Here is a 21,373-nt window from a genome sequence, read left to right as displayed (position 1 = left end):
GGCGGCTGCGCCGGTTCGGGCGGCTCCGGGTTCACCGGGGTCGCGCGGTAGACGGTGGCGGCACCGCCGGCCCGGGCGATCGCCTGCGCCGCCCCGGCGGCCTCGTCGGCGCGGATCCGGCTGTCCCCCGGCACGGTGGCGCTGGCCCGGGCAGCCGTCGGCGGGGCGAGGACCCGCTGCGCCGGCACGGCCGCACCGCCCGTGCCGGTGCCGGCGGTCACCGGCCGGTCGGTTACGGAGCCTGCCGGGGTGTCGGGTGGGCCGGCCGTGGCGACGGAGTCGACTGCGGACGGTCCGGCCGAGCCGACCGTCTCCGCCGGAACCTTCTGCTCGCCCATGCTCACCCTCCGCGCCGCGTTCGCACCCACCTCCGTGGCGTCGGAGAAAGGTGTGCCTGAGTGCCACCGTGCCACATGACACCCCGCCAGCACAGCAGTAGTGCGTACCGGACGGCGAGCCGGCGTGGCCGCGGCAGGTCAGCCGTTGGTGTTCGCCGAGGCGCTGGTGCTCGCCGAGGCCGACGCCGAGGCGCTGGTCTCCGGGGCGAGGCTGGAGGTGCTCGGCTCGGCCTTGCTGGTCTCCGGGCTCGGCTGGCCGGCCGGCGACGAGCTGGACGACGGCGTCGGGGTGGATCCAGACGGGCTGGTCGAGGGGGACGGGGTCGGCGGCGGCGAGGTGCTCGGAGCCGACGGCGACGGGGTGACGCTGGGCGACGGCTTCGGCGACGTCGAGGGGGACGGGGTCGGCTTGGGCGACCCGGAGCCGGTCGGCTTCGGAGCCGGCTTGGTCGGCTTCGGAGACGGAGTGGCCGGCGCGGGCACCGCGCCGACGACCCGGGTCGCCGCGTACAGGCGGGACCAGGGAACCGTGGAGATCTTGACCACGTCGCCGCTGCGGGGAGCGTGCACCATCTTGCCGCCGCCGAGGTACATCCCGACGTGGTGGACGGTCGTCCAGCTGGCCCCCGAGGCGAAGAAGACCAGGTCGCCGGGGAGCAGGGCGCTGCGGTCCACCGTCCGGGAACGGGTGGCGTAGTACTGGTAGCGGGAGACCCGGGGCAGCCCGTAGTAACCGGCCGACCGGTACGCGGTCCACATCAGGCCGGAGCAGTCGAACCGGTTCGGCCCCTCGGCCGCCCACAGGTAGGGGTCGCCGAGCTGGGCCAGCGCGTACCGGACGGCGGCCAACGCCTGCGGGTTGGCGATCAGGCCGTTGCTGCTCTGCCCCTCGACGTACGCCTCGCCCAGCTTCTGCTCGGCGGCCTCCTGCTGTCGCTCCAGCTCGATGAGCTGCGCCTGGTTGTCCGCCCGGAGCTTGACCAGCTTGCGTTCGGCGTCCCGCAGCGCCTTCTCCACCGCGGTGAACTGCTCGCCTGCGCGGCGGACCCGGTCCTTCGCGGCGGTGACCGCCTGGGCGGCGACCTGCTCGGCGGTGCGGGCCCGGGACAGTTCGCCGGCCGCGGCGGTGGTCGTCCCCGCGGCCTGCTCGCCCCGGGTGATCCGCTGGAGGCGGTCCAGCCCGTGCAGGTCGGCGGCGATCTCGCCGGGCGGCAGCGCCGCGGCGGCCTTGACCGCCTCGGCCGCGACCTCGTCGGCCTGTTCCAGCGCCCGGGCCAGCGCCTCCCGGGCCAGCCCCAGCTCCCGCTCGGCGGCGGTGAGTTGCGTCTGCGCGTCGGTGCGCTGCTGGCGTAGTTCGAGTAGCTGGTCACCGAGCTGGCCGAGCTGCACCTCCAGCTCGTTGATCCGGGCGATCAGCGGGCCGGCCGAGGCGCCACCGACCGACGGCGTGTTGCCGCCGGGCAGGCCGATGACCGGGTAGCCGGGAAGGGTGGTGGACGAGCCGGGCAGTTGCAGGCCGCCGGTGACGACCGGGCGGGAGCCGGTGTCCGGGACCGCGTTGGGCAGCGGCGGATCGGCGTAGGCGGGGGTGGCCAGCGCCATTGCCGCGACCGCGCCGAGCAGGGCGGACCAGAGCGCGGGACGCAGCACCGGCGAGACGACCGGGCTCCGCTTCGCGCGCCGCCGTCGCCCGTGCCCGCTGTCGACCATGTGGCTCCCCGTCCGGCTGGTGTCGCCGCGTACGGATGGACGCGGCGGGACGGAACGGTACCGGTGAGTAGTTCCGTCCCCCATCCTGTCTTACCGCACCCCGGCAGCGATGTCGATGCGTGCGCAGGTAACGGGACGCTGGGAGTCCGGTGAATGTCGCCGCTGCCGGTGCCCGTCCTGCGGAACGGTCGCGGGTGCGACGTAGGCTCGACGGGACCGCAGGTGGAAGGAAGTGGCTTCGATGGACGCCGGACTCAAGCGCGAGCTGGAAGCGAAGGTGTACGCCGGGGAGCGGCTGACCCGTGCCGACGGCGTCGCCCTCTACGACAGCGACGACCTGGCCTGGTTGGGGCGGCTGGCGCACCATCGGCGCACCGAACTCAACGGCGACCGGGTGATGTTCAACGTCAACCGGCACCTGAACCTGACCAATGTCTGCTCCGCCTCCTGCGCGTACTGCTCGTTCCAGCGCAAGCCGGGTGAGAAGGATGCGTACACGATGCGCATCGACGAGGCCGTCCGCAAGGCCAAGGAGATGGAGGACGAGCAGCTCACCGAGCTGCACATCGTCAACGGCCTGCACCCGACGCTGCCCTGGCGGTACTACCCGAAGGTTCTGCGGGAGTTGAAGGCCGCGCTGCCGAAGGTCAACCTGAAGGCGTTCACCGCGACCGAGGTGCAGTGGTTCGAGAAGATCTCCGGGCTGAGCGCGGACGAGATCCTCGACGAGCTGATGGACGCCGGCCTGGAGTCGCTGACCGGCGGTGGAGCGGAGATCTTCGACTGGGAGGTCCGCCAGCACATCGTCGACCACGCCTGCCACTGGGAGGACTGGTCGCGTATCCACCGGCTGGCCCACTCGAAGGGGATGAAGACGCCGTCGACGATGCTCTACGGCCACATCGAGGAGCCCCGGCACCGGGTCGACCACGTGCTGCGGCTGCGCGAGCTCCAGGACGAGACCGGCGGGTTCCAGGTCTTCATTCCGCTGCGCTACCAGCACGACTTCGTCGACTCGGCGGATGGCAAGATCCGTAACCGGATCCAGGCCCGGACCACGATGGCCTCGCCGGCGGAGTCGCTGAAGACCTTCGCGGTCTCCCGGCTGCTGTTCGACAACGTGCCGCACGTGAAGTGTTTCTGGGTGATGCACGGTCTCTCGGTGGCGCAGCTCTCGCTGAACTTCGGGGTGGACGACCTGGACGGCTCGGTCGTGGAATACAAGATCACCCACGACGCCGACTCGTACGGGACCCCGAACACCATGCACCGCGACGACCTGCTGCACCTGATCTGGGACGCCGGCTTCCGGCCGGTCGAGCGCAACACCCGCTACGAGGTGGTCCGGGAGTACGATCCGGCCCCGTCGCTGGCCGAGCGGCGGGCCGAGCCGCAGCAGGTCTGGGCCTGAGCCCACCCGTATCCTCACAGCATCATGACCGGACGGGCGCGATGACCGAGCAGCGGGCCGGGTTTCCCCGGCGGGACGCCGACGGGCGGGTGCTCACCCTGGGTGACCTGCTCGGGGTCAGTCTCGCCGGTTGGCTGATCGGTGTGCTGGCACTGGTCCTCTTCGACTGGGCGTTCGCCCTGATCGGCGCCGGTGAGTTCGGCCGTACCAACGGTTGGCTGGCGGTCATCCTGCCGGCCTGGCTGTTCTGGGACGACTTCCGGGCCTGGGAGTTCGGGGCGGCCCGGGTGGTGGCGGCGCTGGCTGCCGGCGTGCTCGCGGTGGTCGGGGGGCTGCTGGTGGCCGGGCTGGCCGCCGGTTTCGCGCCGCTGGCCACCGGTGGCCTGGCGGCGGCGGCGTTCACCGTGCTGTACGCGGTGCTCTGGTTTGAGGGCGTGCACTGGCTGGCCCGGCGGACGGGTTGAACCACCGCCCCGGGCGTCCGGTGCGCGGAGAAACGGAGTGGGAACGTGAGCGCGGCGGTCAAGTACACGCTGGGCCGGATCGGCCTGTTCGTCGTGGTCGTGCTGGCCCTGTGGCCGGTCGAGGTGAACATCTTCCTGAAGCTGATGCTGGCGCTGGTGTTCTCCGCCGCGGCCTCGTTCTTCCTGCTGCGCGGTTGGCGGGACGAGATGGCCGAGGATCTGGCCGTCGCGGCCGAGCGCCGGCGCGCGGAGAAGGAGCGGCTGCGCGCCGCACTGGCCGGCGACGACCAGCCGGCCGGCGAGGAACCCGGCGACCAGCCCCGCGCCTGACCGACACCTCGTTGAAGGAAAGTTACGCACGCCCCGGCGGAGGTGAAGACAACTGCCGGCGGGAGGATCGGGCTGGGATGGGGCATCGTAGCGACGGATGTTGATATGACCATGTGACTCTGGTGGAGTGTGCGGACACGGGATCGCCCCGTTCCCCAGGAGGTTGTCCATGGCCTTCCGCACGTCTCCCATCCGACACCAGCTGGTGCTGGCCATCGCCGTGGGACTCGGCCTCGTCACCGTCGCCACCGGGCCGGTCGCCGCGCGACCCGGGCCGGTCGCCGCGCCGGAATCCGATTCCGGCGCCGCGTACCGGGTGCTCGGCCCGCGCACACTCGCCGACCGCAACGCCGTCGCCCGTACCGGCGCCTCGATCGACTACTCCGAGCACGGCATCCTGCACATCTCGGCCACCCGGGCCGAGGCGGCGGCGATCACCCGGCTCGGCTTCCGGCTGGTACCCGACACCACGGTGGACCCCCACAAGCGCGGCGAGGCGGGCACTCTCGCCTTCCCGCCCGCCGACGCCAACTACCACGACTACGCCGAGCTGACCGCCGTGGTGAACAAGGTGGTCGCCGACCACCCGACGATCGCCCGCAAAATCAGCATCGGTCGGTCGTACGAGGGCCGCGACCTGATGGCGGTGAAGATCTCCGACAACGTCGGCACCGACGAGAACGAGCCGGAGATCCTGTTCAACGCCCAGCAGCACGCCCGCGAACACCTGACCGTCGAGATGGCGATCTACCTGCTCAACCTCTTCACCGACAGCTACGGCACCGACTCCCGGGTCACCAACGCCGTCAACACCCGCGAGATCTGGATCGTGCCCACGGTCAACCCCGACGGCAGCGAGTACGACATCGCCACCGGGTCGTACCGCTCCTGGCGGAAGAACCGGCAGCCCAACAGCGGCTCGTCGTACGTCGGCACCGACCTCAACCGGAACTGGAGCTACCAGTGGGGCTGCTGCGGCGGCTCGTCCGGTTCCACCTCGTCGTTGACCTACCGGGGCCCGTCGGCCTTCTCCGCGCCGGAGTCGCGGGCGCTGCGGGACTTCGTCAACAGCCGGGTCGTCGGCGGCGTGCAGCAGATCAAGGCCAACATCGACTTCCACACCTACTCGCAGCTGGTGCTCTGGCCGTACGGCTACACCACCGCGAACACCGCCACCGGGATGACCGCCGACCAGTACAACACCTTCGCCGCCGTCGGCCGGCAGATGGCGGCAACCAACGGCTACACCCCGGAACAGTCCAGTGACCTGTACGTCGCCGACGGCACCAGCATCGACTGGATGTGGGGCGTCCACAAGATCTGGGCGTACACCTTCGAGATGTACCCGGGATCGTCCGGCAGCGGCGGCGGCTTCTACCCGCCCGACGAGGTGATCCCCCGGGAGACCGCCCGCAACAAGGACGCGGTGCTGCTCCTCTCCGAGTACGCCGACTGCCCGTACCGGGCGATCGGCAAGCAGGCCCAGTACTGCTGATCCCGGTCCGCCGGTGGGGCCTTCACCCCTCGGGGCCCCACCGGCACCCTCCCGTCGGAACGATCTCCGCTGGTCATGCGCTACCGTGGCAGCGATCAGCCCGCAGCGAAACCGGTGCGAAACCGGCGCTGTCCCGCAACTGTGATGCCCCGCCTCAACGGCGGGGACGAGCCAGGTCGCCTGCGGGCCGGTCGCGACCCGCGCTCTCGAGGAAGGGCGCCTCGCGGACGGGCACGCGCAGCGGTCCCGGTCGGCGAAGCACCACCTCGACCGACAGGAGGACCATGTCCCGCCGTACCCCTCGGCTCTTCGCCGCCGCCCTCGCGCTGGCCGCGCTAACCCTCGGCGCCTGCGCCGAGAAGGCCCCGAGCGACACCCCCGCCACCGGCGGCAGCTCGACGGGCGCCGCCTTCCCGGCCACCGTCGGCCGGTTGACGCTGGAGAAGCGGCCCGAGAAGATCGTCTCGCTCTCGCCGACCGCGACCGAGATGCTCTTCGCCATCGGCGCCGGCCCGCAGGTCACCGCCGTCGACGACCAATCCAACTTCCCGGCGGAGGCACCGAGGAGCGAGCTGTCCGGCTTCCAGCCGAACGCCGAGGCGATCGCGGCCAAGGGCCCCGACCTGGTGGTCCTCGCCAACGACACCAACAAGATCGTCGCCCAGCTCACCGCGCTGAAGATCCCGGTGCTGCTCACCCCGGCGGCGGCCACCCTGGACGACAGCTACCGGCAGATCACCGACCTGGGCACGCTGACCGGGCACCCGACCGAGGCGGCCGACGTCACCCGGCGGATGAAGGACGAGATCGCCAAGCTCACCAAGGACCTGCCGCAGCGGTCGACGAAGCTCACCTACTACCACGAGCTGGGCCCGGAGCTGTACACCGCGACCAGCAAGACCTTCATCGGCTCGATCTACGCCCTCGCCGGGCTGGAGAACATCGCCGACGCCGCGGACGCCGACGGCAAGGCGGGCGGCTACCCGCAGCTCTCCCAGGAAGTGATCGTCAAGGCGAACCCCGACCTCATCTTCCTGGCCGACGCCAAGTGCTGCCAGCAGAGCCCCGACACGGTCAGGGCGCGCAGCGGCTGGGCCGGACTCAAGGCGGTCAAGAACAACCAGGTGGTGACCCTCGACGACGACATCGCGTCGCGCTGGGGTCCGCGCGTGGTCGACCAGCTCCGCACGATCGTCGACGCGGTCGCCAAGGTGCCCGCATGACCGTCCGTCGTCGGTGACGGTGCGGCCCACGGCGGCCCGACCGGTCCGCCCGCCCGCCGCGACCACCTGCGGCGGTACGGCACGCCCGGCTGGGCTGCGCAAACGGTGGCTCGCCGCCGCCGTGCTGTCCGTGCTGGTCGCGCTGGTCGCCGGCGTCTCCCTCGGCCCGGTCAGCATGCCGCCCGGCCGGGTCGCGGCCGAACTGCTCAACCTGCTGCCCGGAGTGCACCTCGACAGCGGGCTGACCGCCGGCGAGATCGCCATCGTCACCCAACTCCGGCTGCCCCGGGTGGTGCTCGGCCTGCTCGTCGGTGGGCTGCTCGCCCTGGCCGGCGGGGCGTACCAGGGGGTGTTCCGCAACCCATTGGCCGACCCGTACCTGCTCGGCGTGGCGGCCGGGGCGGGGCTGGCGGTCACCGCCGTCATCGCGCTCGGCGGTACGACCGACCCGCTGGCCGGGCTGCCGGTGACCGTGCCGCTGGCCGCGTTCCTCGGCGCGCTCGGCGCGGTGACGCTGACGTACCTGCTCGGCGCGGCCGGCGGGAAGGGCCGCTCCCCGGCGACCCTGATCCTGGCCGGGGTAGCCGTCTCGGCGTTCTTCTCCGCCGGGCAGACCTACCTGCTGCAACGGCATTCCGACAGCATCCAGCAGGTCTACTCCTGGCTGCTGGGCCGGCTCGCCACGGCCGGCTGGCACGACGTCCTGCTCGTGCTGCCGTACTTCCTGTTGACCGCCGTCGTGGTGCTGCTGCACCGTCGGGAGCTGGACGTGCTCTCCGTCGGCGACGACGAGGCCACCAGCCTCGGGCTGCATCCGCAGCGCTCCCGCTACCTGCTGATCGCCGCCGCCTCGCTGGGCACCGCCGCCGCGGTCTCCGCCTCCGGGCTGATCGGCTTCGTCGGGATCATCGTGCCGCACACCGTACGACTGCTCGCCGGGTCCAGCTACCGGGTGATCCTGCCGCTGTCGATGCTCTTCGGCGGGGCGTTCCTGGCACTCACCGACGTGGTGGCCCGGACCGCCGCCGCGCCCGCCGAGATCCCGATCGGTGTGGTCACCGCCCTGCTCGGCGGCCCGTTCTTCGTCCTGGTGCTGCGCACCGCCCGGCGAGTGCTGTCGTGACCCCGGCCGGCACCGGCAGCGCCCCGGCAGTCGAGGTGCGCGACCTGCACGTCACCCTGGGCGGAGCGCCGATCCTCTCCGGTGTCGACCTGACCGTCGCCACCGGAGAGTGGGTCACCGTGATCGGCCCGAACGGCGCCGGCAAGTCGACCCTGTTGCGGGCCGTCGGCGGCCTGCTCCCCGCCGGGCACGCCGTCTCCTTGTCCGGTACGCCGTTGCGGGCGATGCGTCCCCGCGCGCGGGCCCGGGTGGTGGCCACCGTCGCCCAGTCCCCGGTGGTGCCGGCCGGCATGTCGGTCCTCGACTACGTGCTGCTCGGTCGCACCCCGTACATCCCGCCGTTGGGCCGCGAGTCCGCCGCCGACCTGGCCGTCGTGTACGAGGTGCTCGACCGGCTGGACCTGGCCGCCTTCCACGGCCGGGAACTGGCCACCCTCTCCGGCGGGGAGCGGCAGCGGGTCTTCCTGGCCCGGGCGCTGGCGCAGGGCGCCAGCCTGCTGCTGCTCGACGAACCGACCAGCGCGCTGGACATCGGCCACCAGCAGGAGGTGCTGGAGCTGGTCGACCAGCTGCGCCGGGAGCACGAGCTGACCGTGCTCGCCACCATGCACGACCTCTCCATCGCCGGGGAGTACGCCGACCGTCTGGTGCTGCTCGCCGACGGCCGGGTGGTCGCCGCCGGCCCGCCCACCGAGGTGCTGACCGAGGAACTGCTCGCCACCCACTATCGGGCGCGCGTCCGGGTCGTTCCCGGCGAGCACGGCCCCCTCGTCGTCCCCGTCCGAGCCCGCTGACGACGCTGGGGCCGGTGTGGGGTCAGGTGGCGGGGGCGAGGATGGAGAAGAGAGCGCCGCTCGGGTCGCGGAGGGTCGCCAGCCGGCCCTGGGGGAAGTCTCCGGGCGGGACGAGGATGGTGCCGCCCAGCTGCGCCGCGAGGGTCGCGACGGCGTCGGCGTCGGCCACCGCGAAGAACACCGACCAGTACGCGGACAACTGTGCCGGCAGCCCCTCCCGCAGGGGCGTCACACCGGCCACGATCCGCGCCCCGCACCGCCAGGCCGGGTAGCTGACCGGCCCCGTCGGCCCGTTCACCAGATGCCAGCCGAAGACCAGCTCGTAGAAGCGGTGGGCGCCCTCCGGGTCCGGGGTGACCAGCTCGCTCCAGGTGAGTGACCCGGGAACGTTGAACACCTCCGCGCCGCGCATCGCCCTCGGCTGCCAGACACTGAACGTGGCGCCGGCAGGATCGGCGAACACGCCCATCCGCCCCTGGTCGAACACGTCAAAGGGGGCGACCACCACCTGCCCGCCGGCCGCCCGGACCCGGCTGGCCGCCAGGTCGGCGTCGTCGGTGGCCACGTACGTCGACCAGACCGGTATCTCGGTCGCGGCCGATGGACCGGCTCCCGCCACCGCCCGGCCGTCCAGCAGGAAGGTGATGTAGCCGTCCGCCTGGGGCTGCCGGGACACCCGCTCGGTCCAGCCGAACAGCTGCCGGTAGAAGCGTTTCGCGTCCGCCAGGTCGGGGGTGGCCAGGTCGACCCAGCAGGGCGTGCCAGGCTCGACGCCGCTCACGGTGACCCCTCTTTCGCCGGTGGGGCGGCCGGACTGCCCGCCCTGCCCGCATCGTGGCACCACCGGATCGGCTGTTGGGCGGAAACCGGACAACTGGTCAGGTGGGGTGGCGCGGGTCAGCCCGTCTGTCGCCCAGCTGCCGGCGGCAGCGGGTGGACCAGCGCCGGCCCGCCGGGGAGCGGGGAAACGGTACGTGCCCTGACCGGGCCCGGCGTGCGCGCCGACGAACCGCCGAGCGCCGTGATCAGGAAGGCGAAGGTGGCGTCCGCGATCGGGTCGGGGGCGCCTGGCGCGGCGTAGTGCGTGACGTTGCTGCCTAGCGTCACCTGGCGGGTGCCGTCGGGGCTGTGCAGCGAAATCGTGCTGTGGCCGAAGACCAGGCCGTCGTGGCCCCAGTACGGCCCGCCGGGCAGCCCCAGCCAGTACAGGCCGAGGCCGTACCCGCCCGCCTCCGGCTGCTCGGGGACCAGCGGCACGGTGCTGCGCATCCGGGCCAGTTCGGCCCGGCGCAGCAGCCGGCCGCCGAGCAGCGCCCGGAAGAAGCGGTTCAGGTCGGCCGACGTGGAGATCAGCGCCCCGGCCGTCCACGCCCACGACATGTTCGTCACGTTGAAGTCCCGCAGGTTGCCGTCGTACCAGGGCAGGTAGGCGGCGCTGTGCGGCCCGGTGATCCGGGTGCGGCGGCCGGGGAAGTACGTGTCGGTCAGCCGAAGCGGGCGGATCACCCGGCGGTCGATCTCCTCGGTGGCGGGCCGCCCGGTCAGCCGCTCGATGAGCAGCCCGGCCAGGATGTAGTTGGTGTTCGAGTAGTCGAACCGTTCGCCCGGCGTTCCGGTCCGTGGTGCGGCCAACCCGAGCCGGACGAGCTGATCCGGGGTGAACGTGGTGTACCGGTGACGTTCCACGTCCTCGCCGGAGGTGAACAGGACGGTGTCGTAGTCACCGATGCCGCTGGTGTGGTTGAGCAGCATCTCGACGGTCACCCCGTCGACGGCGTACTGCGGCAGGTGACGGCCGATCGGGGCGTCCAACGCCAGCCGGCCCTCGCCGACGAGTTGCAGCAGCGTGGTGGCCACGAACGTCTTGGTGATGCTGCCGACCCGGTGCTGGAAGAAGTGCCGCATCGGCCGCCCGGTGTCCACATCGGCCAGACCGCTCGCGCCCCGCCAGCGGCAGCCGCCGTCGCGCGCCTCCGCGAACACGCCCACCATCCCGGCGTCGGTGACGGCGGACAGCCCGGCGGCCAGCGCCTCCTCGGGCAGGCGTCCGGCCGCCTCGGCCCGGTGCGGCGTACCGGCCAACGGTACGGCGACCGCCAGTGCGCCGCCGGCCCCGGCCTTCAGTAGACCTCGTCGTGACAGGTGCATCTTCACTCCCTCGTGGACGGTCACCGTCCATGATTGCCGCTATGGGCAAACCGGAGCACAGCCCGCCACGGAAGTGGCACGCTCCCGCCTGTTATGGCCGTTGGTCAGGTGCTGGGGGAGACGCGGGATTCACGAGGCCGGCATCGTACGCGGCGATCACCAGTTGCGCCCGGTCTCGGGCCGCGAGTTTGCTCAGCAGGTGTGAGATGTGGGACTTGACGGTCTTGACGGCGATGGTGAGGTGCCCGGCAATCTCGTCGTTGGACAGGCCCTGCCCGACGAGGCCGAGCACCTCGGCCTCCCGGGCGGTCAGCTGATCGAGCCGGGACCGTGCGGAGCCGGCACCGACGGGATGCCGCCGGTGGACGTAGTGCTCGACCAGGCGCGCCAGGATCGACGGGGCGAAGAGAGATTCCCCGCTGTGCGTGCGCCTGATGGCGTTGAGGAGATCGTTGGGGCGGCTGTCTTTCAGCAGGAAGCCACTGGCCCCGGCACGCAACGCGTGGAACACGTACTCGTCGAGGTCGAACATGCTCAGGACCAGCACCCGGGTGTGCGCGAGCTCCGGGAGCCGGCAGATGCCCCGGGTCGCCTCGATGCCGTCGAGCCGCGGCATCCTGACATCCATAACCACCACGTCGGGCGAGGTGGCCCTGGCGGTAGCAACCGCCTCCACACCATCGCTGGCCTCGCCCACCACGGCGAAGTCAGGCTCGGCGTTGATGATCATGGCGAGGCTTTGCCGGAGTAGGGGTTCGTCGTCGACGAGGACGACCCGCACGGGTCGATCGGGTCCGGTCACGCTACTTCTTCGGGGATGATGGCCTCGAGCCGGAACCCATTAGGGTGTCCCGGCTCCTTGGCCCGTGGCTCCGCCGTCAGGGTCCCACCCAGGCTGCTCACCCGTTCCCGCAACCCGATGAGGCCGTGGCCGGCACCGGGTCGGTCGGCCCAATCCCGGTTCGGCCCGGCGTCGTCGATGGTCACGCTGACCTCCGCCCCGGTCCGCGCCAGCCGGACGTCGACGGTGGTCGAGCCGGCGTAACGCGCGCTGTTGGCCAGCCCTTCGCGGACGACCCGGCAGATCGCCACCTGGACGCCCGGAGACACCGCGCCGAGCTCTTCCTGGGTCAACTCTATGTGCAGGCCGGCCCGGCGGGCACCCTCGATGATCTCGGGCAGGGACGCCAGGGTCTCCGTGGGGCGGCGGGCGGGCTGGTCGTCGGCCTCCCGCAGTGCGTCCAGCATCCGGCGCAGTTCGACCGTCGCCTTCCGGCTGATGGCCTCCACGTCCTCGATGGCGGCCAGCAGCGCCTGACCGTCCGGCTTGCGGGCGTGCAGGTGTGCGGCGGCCGCCGCCCGCATGGTGATCATGCCGAGGCCGTGGGAGACAATGTCGTGCAGGTCACGGGCCAGGTTCAGGCGCTCGGTGAGCACCGCCTCCGCGACATCCCGCCGCGACATCGCCCTCTCGTGCTCGGCCCGCTCGACCAGCAGTCGGACGATCGCCCAGACGGAGACCGCCGCGAAGCCGAGAAGCATGACAGTGACGAACGGCCAGGTGAGCCCGAGCGCGAGGACGGCCAGCATCACGATGAGCAGCGCGCCGGCCGGCAACAGCAGCCATGATTTACGGGAGCGACGCCCGCTCTCGGTCATGCGGTGAAGCCTACCGGTTGATCATTGAGCGGCGGTCGCATCGGACCACAGTCTGACGGGCTCAGGGCTGACAACTAACTCTGGATGCCGCCCACGGCCCGATGTCCCGGTGTGCTCCTCGTGGTTGTTTGGAGTGCGGCGGGCGGCACCACTCCCGCACGAGTCTCTAGAGATCGCCCGGGAGGGTCGTTGTACAGGCGCGTGGTAATGGTGGTCGCAGCGGCCCTGTTCTCTCTGCTGGCTCTGGTGGCGGCGATCGTCACTGATCTGCATGACCGGGACTTTCCCCAGGCCATCGGCGCGCAGAGCAGGCTGGGCCTGGACTTTCGCGAATCGGAGTTCGGCGACCGGGAGGCGTTCGGCGCACTGGCGCAGATGGATGCCGACTTGCACCTCGGCCTGGTGAGGATCGCACCGGACCTGGCTGGCGACAGCGACGAGCGGATTTTCGTAGCTCTCAACGATGGGAGCCTGCCCGCGACGTTTCGTTGGTTCAGCGGCGACGGCACGGGAAGAGTTGTCAGCCGGGACCGGCTGGCCAACTCGTCGCCCGACGGCTCCTATCTGGTCACCGGGGACAGCGCCCGGCTCGGCGAGCTTCAGAGTCGGCTGAGCAGCGCGGGTGTACGGGTGACCCGAACCGACGCGTCCCCTACCAACAGTCTCTGGTTCGCCATGCGGGAGGGCGGCTTCGCCGCAGCCGTCCTGGCCGCGTTCGCGCTCATCGCGGCGCTGGCGCTGTTCTGGCTGTCGATGAAGGCGCGCAGCCGCGCGCTCCGGGTGCTCGGCGGCAGCCCGACGTTGCGCATCCAGGCACAGGATCTGGGCGGGTTCGCGGGCGCGCTGCTCATCTCGGCGACCGCTGTCACCCTGACGGCCGCCGGCTACGTCAGCCTTTCTCACGGCCGGCTGTACGTCGGCATATTCGTCAAGGCGCTGGCCGGTCTGGAGGTTGCGGTCATCGCCGTGTCGCTGGTCGTGGCCCTGGCCATGTCTGCCTCCGCCTGGCCGAGCGCCACCATGCTGGCCACCCGGCAGCCCGCGGTGAGAAGCCTGCGTTCGGCGGCCGTCGTCCTCCAGGCGCTGACGTTTCTGCTGGTGGTGGGCGCGGCCGGGCCGGCCTGGTCGGCGTATCGCAGTTCCTCCGCCACCGCCGCCGAGATGGCGCAGTGGAAGAACCTCGCGGACCAGGTCGCCATCCGGTTCGGGATGAGCGACGAGGAGCTGACCAGTCTTGAGCCCCGGATCGGCAACCTGCTCAAAGATGGTGAATCGGCCGGAGCGGTTGCCTTCTCGTACACCTTCTCCGCGGAGGAATGGAGGGGCGATTTCGGCGACTACTCGGCGGTCACCTTCGTGAACCAGCGATGGCTTGACCTGATGACCGCCAGCGCGCCGCCGGACGCGCTCACGCCGGTGGCGTACGAGCATGTGAGCGGGATGCTCTCCCGAGAGTTCGGCGAGACGTTCACGCTGTGGTCCAGAAGTCAGCGTGCCGGTGGGGAGATCCTGTCGGGCTTCGGATACCTGCGGCCAGCGGACGGATTCCGACTGCCGGTCGGTCGGGCTGGCGGCGGCGGGACTCTCCAGTTCCTGGACGATGTTCTTGTCGCCGTCATGCCGTCGCTGCACCTGACGATCGATGATCGCAACCTGACGTCGATGGTCTCGACCAGTAACATTGTGTTCACCAGCGTGGCCACGACGCAGGCGCTACTCGAGCGCAACGGCCTGTCCGCCGGGGCTTTGGGCGACCAAGGAATTAAGGGCGAGCTGAGCGTCGTCTACGTCGCGGAGGAGGGGATTCTCCGGGCGCAGTACATGGCCTATCTGGTCTGGCTGATGAATCTCGCGCTCGCCGCCCTGGTCGTCGCCTTCGCGGTCGCGACCACGATCAGCGCGCTGATCACCGCTCTGCTGCATGCGAAGCGCGACTTCCCGTTGCGGCTGTCCGGCCGGTCGTGGGCGCGGATCCTGCAGATGCGGGTGGCCAAGGAGTTGCTGGCCGGCGCGGCGCTCGTCGCCCTTGTCGCGCTCTCTGAAAGACCCGAGGCGATAGGGCCCCTGCTGGTGGCCGCGCTGTTCGGGGTGTTCGTTGTTCCGCTTAGCCATCTGTGCGCGGCGAACTGGTGTTTCGCCGGTGTCAGCAGGCGTCGAATCTGATGGGGGGTTTCAATGCTGGTTGAGGCCGAGGACGTTTCCGTGGCGATCGGCGGGCGGCAGGTGCTCGACGGTGAGTGCGTGCGCTGCGAGCCCGGGACGATGACCGCCCTGGTCGGCCCGAGCGGGTCCGGAAAGACCACGCTGTTGCACTGCCTCGGGCTGCTGCTTTTGGTCAATCGGGGCCGCATTTTGATCGACGGGAAGGACGTCACGAGGTACGGCTCGGCGGCGCGGCGCAGGTTCTGGCGTGACCACGTGGCGTTTGTGCTGCAGGACTACGGGATCATGGATGAGGAGTCGGTCGCCTTCAACGTCACGATGCAGTCGAGCCTGCTGGGCAGGCGGGCCACCGGCGATGGGAAGCGGTTCGTGCAGGTTCTCGAGCAGACGGGTCTGGCGGGCCGGCAGGACGAGGTGGCCAGCCACCTCAGCGGTGGCGAAAAACAGCGGCTCGCGCTGGCCCGCGCCATCTATAAGCGAGCCGCGGTGGTGTTCGTCGACGAGCCCACCGCGTCACTCGACGCCGCCAACCGGCGAAAGGTCATCGCCTTGTTCGCGGAGCTCGCCGCGAGCGGTTGCACGGTCATCGTGTCCACGCACGACTCGGAAATGATCGACGCCTGCGGTTCACGGCAGGAGATCGGGAGCGGACGAACTGCCCCGTACCCCGTCAGCCAGTCCCACTAGGACGAAAGGACTCCCCATGTCACTGGTATCCAAGATCGCGATCGGCGCCGTGGTGGTGGTAGCCGTCGGCGCGGGCGCGGCTGCGGTGCTCGGCGGTTTGTTCCCGATGTCGAGCAACACCCACCCGCCTTGCGAGGAGTTACCGGCCACGGCTGAGGCCACTGCGGCGCTCACCAAGAACCAGGCCTTCGCCACTGACATCGAGGCGCTGGGGAAGGGCATTTCCGTTGACGTGGGCTCGCCGTGCCCGAAGGGCCAGGACCGTGCGCTGATTCAGGTGACCTACGGATCGAAGCCCGAGCGCGAGGCCATCGACAGGCTGCTCGCACGCCGCGCCGGGTTCGGCGTTCCGGTGTATCTGGTCGAGAAGTAGCCGGGCGACACGCCTGTGGCTCGGCGACCGATGGTTACCGAGCCACAGATGTCAGAGCACTGTCGGTCAGCCCAGCGGGGCGGGCAGCGCGGCGGTGTGCAGCACGGTGAGCCGGGAGACCGCCCGGGTCAGCACCACGTAGAGCCGGTGCAGACCGCGCAGCTCGGCGGCGACGATCGCGGCCGGCTCGACGACCACCACGTGGTCGTACTCCAAGCCCTTGACCAGGGTCGCGGGGACCACGGTGACCCGCGCCGCGGCCGCGACGTCGTCGGCGGTCGCGGTCTGCACGCCGGCGGCGGCCAGCGCCGCGCGGAGCCCGGCCACCGCGTCGTCGGTGGCGATCACGCCGATCGAGCCGTCGTGGCCGAGCGCCGCCCGTACCTCGGCCACCGTCGCGGCCGTCAGGTCGGTCACGGTACGCACGTCCAGCGCGCCGTCGCGGCGCAGCGACTCGGCCGGCGGCACGTCCACGGCGAGAGCAGGCAGCAGCCGGTTGGCGAACGCGACCACCGCGGCGGGTACCCGGAAGCCGACGCTCAGCGGCACCACCGTGGCGTCCGGCTTGCCCAGATGGGTCAGGGAGTCCCGCCAGTCGGTGGCGGCCCAGGGTGCGGTGCCCTGGGCCAGGTCGCCGAGGAGAGTGATCGAGCCGTGTTCGCTGCGCCGGGCGATGGCCCGGCACTGCATGGGGGAGAGGTCCTGCGCCTCGTCGACCACCACGTGCCCGTAGCCGCCCGGGCGTTCGATCAGCCCGGCGGCCTCGTCGATGAGCACCGCGTCGGCGGCCGTCCACCGGGTGGCCTTCGGGGTGCGGCCGAGCTTCGTGCCGCCGGGCAGCAGTGCCTGCTCGTCGGCGGTGAGCAGCCCGTCGGCCGCCGCCGCGAGCGCGTCGGCGTCGGAGAAGAGCCGGTACAGCAGCCCCTCCGGGGTCAGCGCCGGCCAGACCGCGTCCAGGAGGGCGGTGACCGGCTGCGCCTTCGCCATCCGGCGCAGCCAGGCGTCGCTGGGTGACTCGGCCCGGCGGGCCTCGGCCTGGCGTTGCAGCAGCCCCACCACCCGGGCCCGGATCCGCTCCCGCCCGGTGGCGTACGGCAGGCCCTCCCGACGGGTCTCCTCGACCACCCGGTGCAGCGGGTCCAGGCCGATCCGCCAGCGGAACGAGCCGTCCGGCACCATGATCGGCTCGGTGGGCGTACCGATGTGCGTGTCGACGGCCCGACGCAGCACCTGGGCCATCCGGACGTCGTGCTTGAGGACCGCCACGGCGGGACCGTCGACCGCCCGGACCGGCACCCGGGCGACCAGGTCCTCCACGGTGGCCTGTGCGACCTCGACCTCGCCCAGGGCCGGCAGCACCGCCGCGATGTACGACAGGAACGCCCGGTTCGGCCCCACGATCAGCACGCCGGCCCGGCGCAGCCGTTCCCGGTGCAGGTAGAGCAGGTACGCGGCACGATGCAGCCCGACGGCCGTCTTGCCGGTGCCGGGGGCGCCCTGGACGCAGATCGAGTCGGCCAGGTCGGCCCGGACCAGCTCGTCCTGCTCGGGCTGGATGGTGGCGACGATGTCCCGCATCGGGCCGACGCGGGGCCGCTCGATCTCGGCGGTGAGGATCCGGCTGGCGGTGCCCAGCTCCTCACCCCGGTCCAGGTGCTCGTCCTCGAAGCTGGTCAGCACGCCGGCGCTGAAGCCGAACCGGCGGCGGACGGCGACGCCCTGCGGATCACGGGCGCTGGCCCGGTAGAACGACCGGGAGACCGGGGCCCGCCAGTCCAGCACCAGCGGTTCACCGAGGTCGTCGGTGACGTGCCGCCGCCCCACGTGGTACTCCCGCCCGGCGTGGTCGGGGTCGGCCGGCCCGAAGTCGAGCCGGCCGAAGAAGAGCGGGGTGGTCGGGTCGTCGGCCAGCTCCTTGACCCGCCGGGCCATGTGCCGGCCGAGCTGCTCGGCGGTGTACGCGTCACCGGCGACCTTGTCGCCGGTGGCGAAGAGCGCCTCGGCGCGTTCCCGCATCCGCCGCAGCGCGGCGCGAGAGGCGTCCAGGTGGGTCCGCTCGGTGGCGAGCTGCCCGTCGAGCGTGTCGATCGGATCGGTGGGGGGCGTGGCGGCACGGGTCATCCGAGGCGACCTTTCGGTGGGGTTCGTGAGTCGGTTGACCTGGGCCGCCCGGCGCTCCGTCAGACGCGGTACCGGCTGTGCCCGGTGAGCAGAGGCGCGCTGTCCGCGCGCGGCGCTCCACGTTACGCCCCGCCGTCGGCGGCGGCCACGTATTTAGGCCGCCCGGCGCACTGCCTCGCGTCGCCCACATCTCCCGGCTGCGCACGCTTGCGTCGCTGCGTGGGTGCGGCACCCCTGCACGTCGCTACGAAGCTGATGTCGCAGACGATTCACCGCTGCGCGGGTGCCCGGTGATGGTCACGGGCCCCGCCTGGTTGAGTCATCGGCGTCATCAGGTTCGTAGCGTGCCCGTGCCGACCCACACGGGTGACGGGAGGGGCCGCTTCCCCGCCGTCGGAGGCGCTGCCGCGGGCCAGCGCGATCAGCCGGACTGCGGTCTGCCTCGGCGCGCTTGCCGGTCCGGTGCTCGCATGGCAACCGCTGCGGAGTTGGCCACTCCCGGGCCGGGCCGTTGAGCCGGACGAGGAGTACAGGGATACCGTCGGGTCATGGTTGAACGCGTGGCCCGCCCCCGGGTCGGACACATCCAGTTCCTCAACTGTCTGCCGATCTACTGGGGGCTGATGCGTTCCGGCGCGCTGCTCGACGTCGACCTGCACAAGGACTCGCCGGACCGGCTCAGCGCCGCGCTGGTCGCCGGTGACCTGGACATCGGGCCGATCACCCAGGTGGAGTACCTGCGGCACGCCGACGAGCTGCTGCTGCTGCCGGATCTGGCGGTCGGTAGCGACGGGCCGGTGCTCTCGGTCAACGTGGTCTCCACCCGGCCCCTGGCGGAGCTGGACGGCGCCCGGGTCGCCCTCGGCTCGACCTCCCGCACCGGCGTGCTCCTGGCCCAGCTCCTGCTCGCCGAGCGGTACGGCGTCCGTCCCGACTACTTCCGTTGCCCGCCTGACCTGACGCAGATGCTGTTGGAAGCCGACGCCGCGGTGCTCATCGGGGACGTGGCGCTGCGCGCCCTGTACGAGGCGCCCCGCCGTGGCCTGGAGGTCACCGACCTGGGTGAGGCTTGGCGGGACTGGACCGGGCTGCCGATGGTCTTCGCGGTCTGGGCGGTACGCCGAGACTTCGCCGCCGCCCACCCGGGCATGGTCAAGGAGGTGCACGAGGCGTTCCTGCGCTCCCGGGACCTCTGCCTGGCGGAGTTGGACCAGGTCGCCGAGGCGGCGGCCCGCTGGGAGCCGTTCGACGCCGCGACCCTGGCCACGTACTTCCGCATCCTCGACTTCTCGCTCGGCGAGCGGCAGGTGGCCGGGCTGCGCGAGTTCGCCCGGCGGGCCGCGGCGGCCGGCGAGGCCCCACCGCTGCCGTCGACCGGCCCGCGGTTCTTCGCCGGCTGAGCGGACCGGCCGCTCAGACGTCGTCGCCGAGCGCCGCCTCGGTGATCTTCTGGCAGTTCTTCATGCCGTATTCGTAGCCCAGCCCGATGGGGTAGCGGACCATCACGCCCATCGTCCAGTCGTCGGCGATCGCCAGGCAGTTGACGTGGATCTCCTGCTCCCGGGTCCGGTCGACCCAACCGTTCTTGATCGCGATGGTCTTGCGCTCGGCGGCCGGGAACGCCTTGCGGATGCCGAAGTCGCCGGTGCCCCGAACCAGTCGCATCTCGTTGAGCAGCCACCTGGTCCACTTCGGGCCGGCCGCGCGACCGTCCTTGATGCACGCGCCGAGCCGGGCGGTGTCCCGGGGGGAGAGGTTCGTCCGGCTCCAGCCCTTGTCGGCGGCGGGACTGCTGTCGGTGGTCTCGCAGATCGAGATCATGCGCTTGATGGAGGCGGTTTGCCCGAGGTTGTTGTAGAACTGCTGGGTTCGGGTGTTGTCGCTGTCCCGGATGATCAGCGTCGCGTCGGCGAGCTTGGCGTCGCTCGGGGTCTTCCCGTCCTCGGCCGTGGTACGCAGGTAGTCGGCGACGATCCACGACTTGATCAGCGACGCGGTGGTGCTGGTCTCGGCCATGTTCTGCGAGCCGATGAACTTCCCGGTCCGGGTGTCCAGCACGCTCCAGGCGTACCAGCCCTTGAGGTCCAGGTCGATCTGCCGGTTTTGGAAAGGCAGCGGTTCCAGTGACGGCGTCGGGGACGGGGCCGGCCGGCTGCTGCGGTCGGCCGGCTGGCCGGTGGCCCGCCCCGCAGTAGACGAGTCGCCCCAGCGGGCCGCCGCCGCCGTGGCCAGCGGGGAACCGGGCAGCAGCCGCAGGGACACCAGCACCAGGCCGATCAGCAACGCGGAGAAGGCGGCCAACCGCAGCACGGTGGGGTCGCCGCGCCGTCCGCGCCCGTTGCCGGCCATCAGAGCTTCCCGACCGGATGTTGCGGCACCTTGAGGGCCGCGCCGGGTTGCGGCGTGACCAACTGGGTGGCGACGCTGGCGCAGACCTTTGCGCCGTACTCGAGCTTGCTTTTCTGCGGGTAACGCAGCATTACGGCGAGGCTCCATTTGTCGGTGACGGCAAGGCAGTTTACGTGCCAGTTGCCGTCATAGTTCAATGCCGTCCACCCGTTCTTGATGCTCACCGGCCCCTGGGCCTTGATCGCGGCGGGCAGGCCGTCGACGATGCCCCACTTGCCGCCGCCCGACCGCGCCTGCTGGTCGGCGATGCTGCCGCGGACCTTGGCCATCTCGTCCAGCACCCACTTGGTCCACTTCGGTCCGGCGGCCCGGCCGTCGGCGATGCAGTCCCCGAGCCGGACGGCGTCGCGCGGGGACATCCGGGTGAAGCTCCACCAGCCCTCGTAGCCGGCCACGTTGCCCCGTTTGGTGTCGGTCAGGTCGCAGATCCGGACGGCCCGTTGGATGACCGGGTCGGGCTGCCCGTTCCCCTCCACGCCGTAGTCGCCGCCCGCGGCGGCGAAGACCTTGTTCGCCCCGGTGTCGTCGCTGTCCCGGATCGCGATGCTTGCCGCCTTCTTCAACGCCGCCGACGGTTCCTTGTCGCCGAGCTGCCGCAGGTAGTCCGAGACGATCCAGACCTTGAGCATGGACTCGGTCGAGCTGGTCGCGGCCATGTTCGGCGAGCCGGCGATGGTGCCGGTCGCCCGGTCCATCAGGGCCCAGCCGAAGTACTCGCCCTTGAAGTTCACCGAGACCTTGCCGGCGGCCAGGGTCGGTGCGGGCGGTGTGGTGGGCGCGGGAACGGGAACCTGTTCCGCCCCGCCGCCGAGGCCACCGTCGCCGTCGGACAACCGCGCGTACGCGGTCGGAACCAGCAGACCGACGCCGAGCAGGATCGCAGCCACGGCGAGCACCATGATCACGCGAGATCGCATGAGTGGGT

The 21,373-nt window shown here is 71.4% G+C and carries 18 protein-coding genes and 2 pseudogenes; 11 read left to right on the top strand and 9 right to left on the bottom strand.

Annotated features, from left to right (window positions below; translation table 11 throughout):
* Positions 1–338, bottom strand: a pseudogene (locus tag E1182_RS02700) (hypothetical protein); the annotation flags it as partial.
* A 138-nt stretch (positions 339–476) separates the two neighbouring features.
* Positions 477–2,048, bottom strand: a complete 1,572-nt coding sequence (locus tag E1182_RS02695; protein ID WP_132261019.1) for a C40 family peptidase — start codon at positions 2,046–2,048, stop codon at positions 477–479.
* A 241-nt stretch (positions 2,049–2,289) separates the two neighbouring features.
* On the opposite strand from E1182_RS02695, the gene mqnE reads away from it, so the two are divergent.
* From mqnE to E1182_RS02660, 7 genes and pseudogenes are all read left to right on the top strand, one after another.
* Positions 2,290–3,459: an aminofutalosine synthase MqnE gene (gene mqnE, locus E1182_RS02690; RefSeq protein WP_132261018.1), complete on the top strand. Its 1,170-nt coding sequence runs from the start codon at positions 2,290–2,292 to the stop codon at positions 3,457–3,459.
* A 41-nt stretch (positions 3,460–3,500) separates the two neighbouring features.
* On the top strand, positions 3,501–3,923 hold the full coding sequence (locus tag E1182_RS02685) for a hypothetical protein (RefSeq protein WP_132261017.1): 423 nt from the start codon (positions 3,501–3,503) through the stop codon (positions 3,921–3,923).
* Between the two features lie 45 nt (positions 3,924–3,968).
* The gene (locus E1182_RS02680; protein ID WP_132261016.1) at positions 3,969–4,253 is read left to right on the top strand and encodes a DUF4229 domain-containing protein; all 285 of its coding nucleotides are present in this window, start codon (positions 3,969–3,971) and stop codon (positions 4,251–4,253) included.
* Between the two features lie 169 nt (positions 4,254–4,422).
* Positions 4,423–5,745, top strand: a pseudogene (locus E1182_RS02675) (M14 family metallopeptidase); the annotation flags it as partial.
* Between the two features lie 287 nt (positions 5,746–6,032).
* The gene (locus tag E1182_RS02670) at positions 6,033–6,971 is read left to right on the top strand and encodes an ABC transporter substrate-binding protein (protein ID WP_132261014.1); all 939 of its coding nucleotides are present in this window, start codon (positions 6,033–6,035) and stop codon (positions 6,969–6,971) included.
* A gap of 19 nt (positions 6,972–6,990) precedes the next feature.
* Positions 6,991–8,094 carry an iron ABC transporter permease gene (locus E1182_RS02665; RefSeq protein ID WP_132261021.1) on the top strand — a complete coding sequence of 368 codons (1,104 nt, stop codon included), beginning with the start codon at positions 6,991–6,993 and terminating at the stop codon, positions 8,092–8,094.
* Entirely contained in the window at positions 8,091–8,888 is a 798-nt protein-coding gene (locus E1182_RS02660; RefSeq protein ID WP_132261013.1) for an ABC transporter ATP-binding protein, read from the top strand. The genes E1182_RS02665 and E1182_RS02660 overlap by 4 nt, the downstream gene beginning before the upstream one ends.
* Positions 8,889–8,910: 22 nt before the next feature.
* Here the strand turns inward: E1182_RS02660 and E1182_RS02655 are convergent, their stop codons facing one another.
* The 4 genes from E1182_RS02655 to E1182_RS02640 form a co-directional block, all read right to left on the bottom strand.
* On the bottom strand, positions 8,911–9,669 hold the full coding sequence (locus E1182_RS02655) for a VOC family protein (protein WP_132261012.1): 759 nt from the start codon (positions 9,667–9,669) through the stop codon (positions 8,911–8,913).
* A 116-nt stretch (positions 9,670–9,785) separates the two neighbouring features.
* A complete protein-coding gene (locus tag E1182_RS02650) occupies positions 9,786–11,036 on the bottom strand; it encodes a serine hydrolase (protein ID WP_132261011.1) in 1,251 nt (416 codons plus the stop codon).
* 91 nt (positions 11,037–11,127) lie between these two features.
* Positions 11,128–11,817, bottom strand: a complete 690-nt coding sequence (locus tag E1182_RS02645) for a response regulator transcription factor (RefSeq protein ID WP_256370797.1) — start codon at positions 11,815–11,817, stop codon at positions 11,128–11,130.
* A 17-nt stretch (positions 11,818–11,834) separates the two neighbouring features.
* Positions 11,835–12,695 (bottom strand): sensor histidine kinase, encoded by an 861-nt coding sequence (locus E1182_RS02640; RefSeq protein ID WP_132261009.1) that lies wholly within the window; start codon positions 12,693–12,695, stop codon positions 11,835–11,837.
* Between the two features lie 207 nt (positions 12,696–12,902).
* On the opposite strand from E1182_RS02640, the gene E1182_RS02635 reads away from it, so the two are divergent.
* From E1182_RS02635 to E1182_RS02625, 3 genes are read left to right on the top strand one after another with little or no spacing between them, the layout of a single operon-like run.
* On the top strand, positions 12,903–14,858 hold the full coding sequence (locus tag E1182_RS02635; RefSeq protein WP_371687504.1) for a hypothetical protein: 1,956 nt from the start codon (positions 12,903–12,905) through the stop codon (positions 14,856–14,858).
* A gap of 12 nt (positions 14,859–14,870) precedes the next feature.
* Entirely contained in the window at positions 14,871–15,545 is a 675-nt protein-coding gene (locus E1182_RS02630) for an ABC transporter ATP-binding protein (RefSeq protein ID WP_132261007.1), read from the top strand.
* A gap of 16 nt (positions 15,546–15,561) precedes the next feature.
* On the top strand, positions 15,562–15,918 hold the full coding sequence (locus E1182_RS02625) for a hypothetical protein (protein WP_132261006.1): 357 nt from the start codon (positions 15,562–15,564) through the stop codon (positions 15,916–15,918).
* Positions 15,919–15,984: 66 nt separating this feature from the next.
* On the opposite strand, the gene E1182_RS02620 is transcribed toward E1182_RS02625, so the two are convergent.
* A complete protein-coding gene (locus E1182_RS02620) occupies positions 15,985–18,039 on the bottom strand; it encodes an AAA family ATPase (protein WP_132261005.1) in 2,055 nt (684 codons plus the stop codon).
* A gap of 548 nt (positions 18,040–18,587) precedes the next feature.
* Here E1182_RS02620 and E1182_RS02615 point away from each other — a divergent pair.
* Positions 18,588–19,439, top strand: coding sequence for a menaquinone biosynthetic enzyme MqnA/MqnD family protein (locus tag E1182_RS02615; protein WP_132261004.1), 852 nt, complete (start codon positions 18,588–18,590; stop codon positions 19,437–19,439).
* A gap of 13 nt (positions 19,440–19,452) precedes the next feature.
* On the opposite strand, the gene E1182_RS02610 is transcribed toward E1182_RS02615, so the two are convergent.
* A complete protein-coding gene (locus E1182_RS02610) occupies positions 19,453–20,388 on the bottom strand; it encodes a hypothetical protein (RefSeq protein WP_132261003.1) in 936 nt (311 codons plus the stop codon).
* The gene (locus E1182_RS02605; protein WP_132261002.1) at positions 20,388–21,365 is read right to left on the bottom strand and encodes a hypothetical protein; all 978 of its coding nucleotides are present in this window, start codon (positions 21,363–21,365) and stop codon (positions 20,388–20,390) included. The genes E1182_RS02610 and E1182_RS02605 overlap by 1 nt, the downstream gene beginning before the upstream one ends.
* Positions 21,366–21,373: the final 8 nt, after the last annotated feature.

The sequence above is a fragment of the Micromonospora sp. KC721 genome, assembly GCF_004348355.1.
In the GTDB taxonomy this organism is placed as follows: Bacteria; Actinomycetota; Actinomycetes; order Mycobacteriales; family Micromonosporaceae; genus Micromonospora.
This window is presented reverse-complemented; position numbering and strand designations above follow the sequence as displayed.

What these genes read in the sequence shown, in the direction of transcription:
- E1182_RS02635 (WP_371687504.1), top strand. Translation starts at nt 12,903, where the DNA reads ATGGTGGTCGCAGCGGCCCTGTTCTCTCTGCTGGCTCTGGTGGCGGCG.
- E1182_RS02685 (WP_132261017.1), top strand. Translation starts at nt 3,501, where the DNA reads ATGACCGAGCAGCGGGCCGGGTTTCCCCGGCGGGACGCCGACGGGCGG.
- E1182_RS02605 (WP_132261002.1), bottom strand. Translation starts at nt 21,365, where the DNA reads ATGCGATCTCGCGTGATCATGGTGCTCGCCGTGGCTGCGATCCTGCTC.
- E1182_RS02670 (WP_132261014.1), top strand. Translation starts at nt 6,033, where the DNA reads ATGTCCCGCCGTACCCCTCGGCTCTTCGCCGCCGCCCTCGCGCTGGCC.
- E1182_RS02650 (WP_132261011.1), bottom strand. Translation starts at nt 11,036, where the DNA reads ATGCACCTGTCACGACGAGGTCTACTGAAGGCCGGGGCCGGCGGCGCA.
- mqnE (WP_132261018.1), top strand. Translation starts at nt 2,290, where the DNA reads ATGGACGCCGGACTCAAGCGCGAGCTGGAAGCGAAGGTGTACGCCGGG.
- E1182_RS02630 (WP_132261007.1), top strand. Translation starts at nt 14,871, where the DNA reads ATGCTGGTTGAGGCCGAGGACGTTTCCGTGGCGATCGGCGGGCGGCAG.
- E1182_RS02640 (WP_132261009.1), bottom strand. Translation starts at nt 12,695, where the DNA reads ATGACCGAGAGCGGGCGTCGCTCCCGTAAATCATGGCTGCTGTTGCCG.
- E1182_RS02620 (WP_132261005.1), bottom strand. Translation starts at nt 18,039, where the DNA reads ATGACCCGTGCCGCCACGCCCCCCACCGATCCGATCGACACGCTCGAC.
- E1182_RS02695 (WP_132261019.1), bottom strand. Translation starts at nt 2,048, where the DNA reads ATGGTCGACAGCGGGCACGGGCGACGGCGGCGCGCGAAGCGGAGCCCG.
- E1182_RS02625 (WP_132261006.1), top strand. Translation starts at nt 15,562, where the DNA reads ATGTCACTGGTATCCAAGATCGCGATCGGCGCCGTGGTGGTGGTAGCC.
- E1182_RS02610 (WP_132261003.1), bottom strand. Translation starts at nt 20,388, where the DNA reads ATGGCCGGCAACGGGCGCGGACGGCGCGGCGACCCCACCGTGCTGCGG.
- E1182_RS02615 (WP_132261004.1), top strand. Translation starts at nt 18,588, where the DNA reads ATGGTTGAACGCGTGGCCCGCCCCCGGGTCGGACACATCCAGTTCCTC.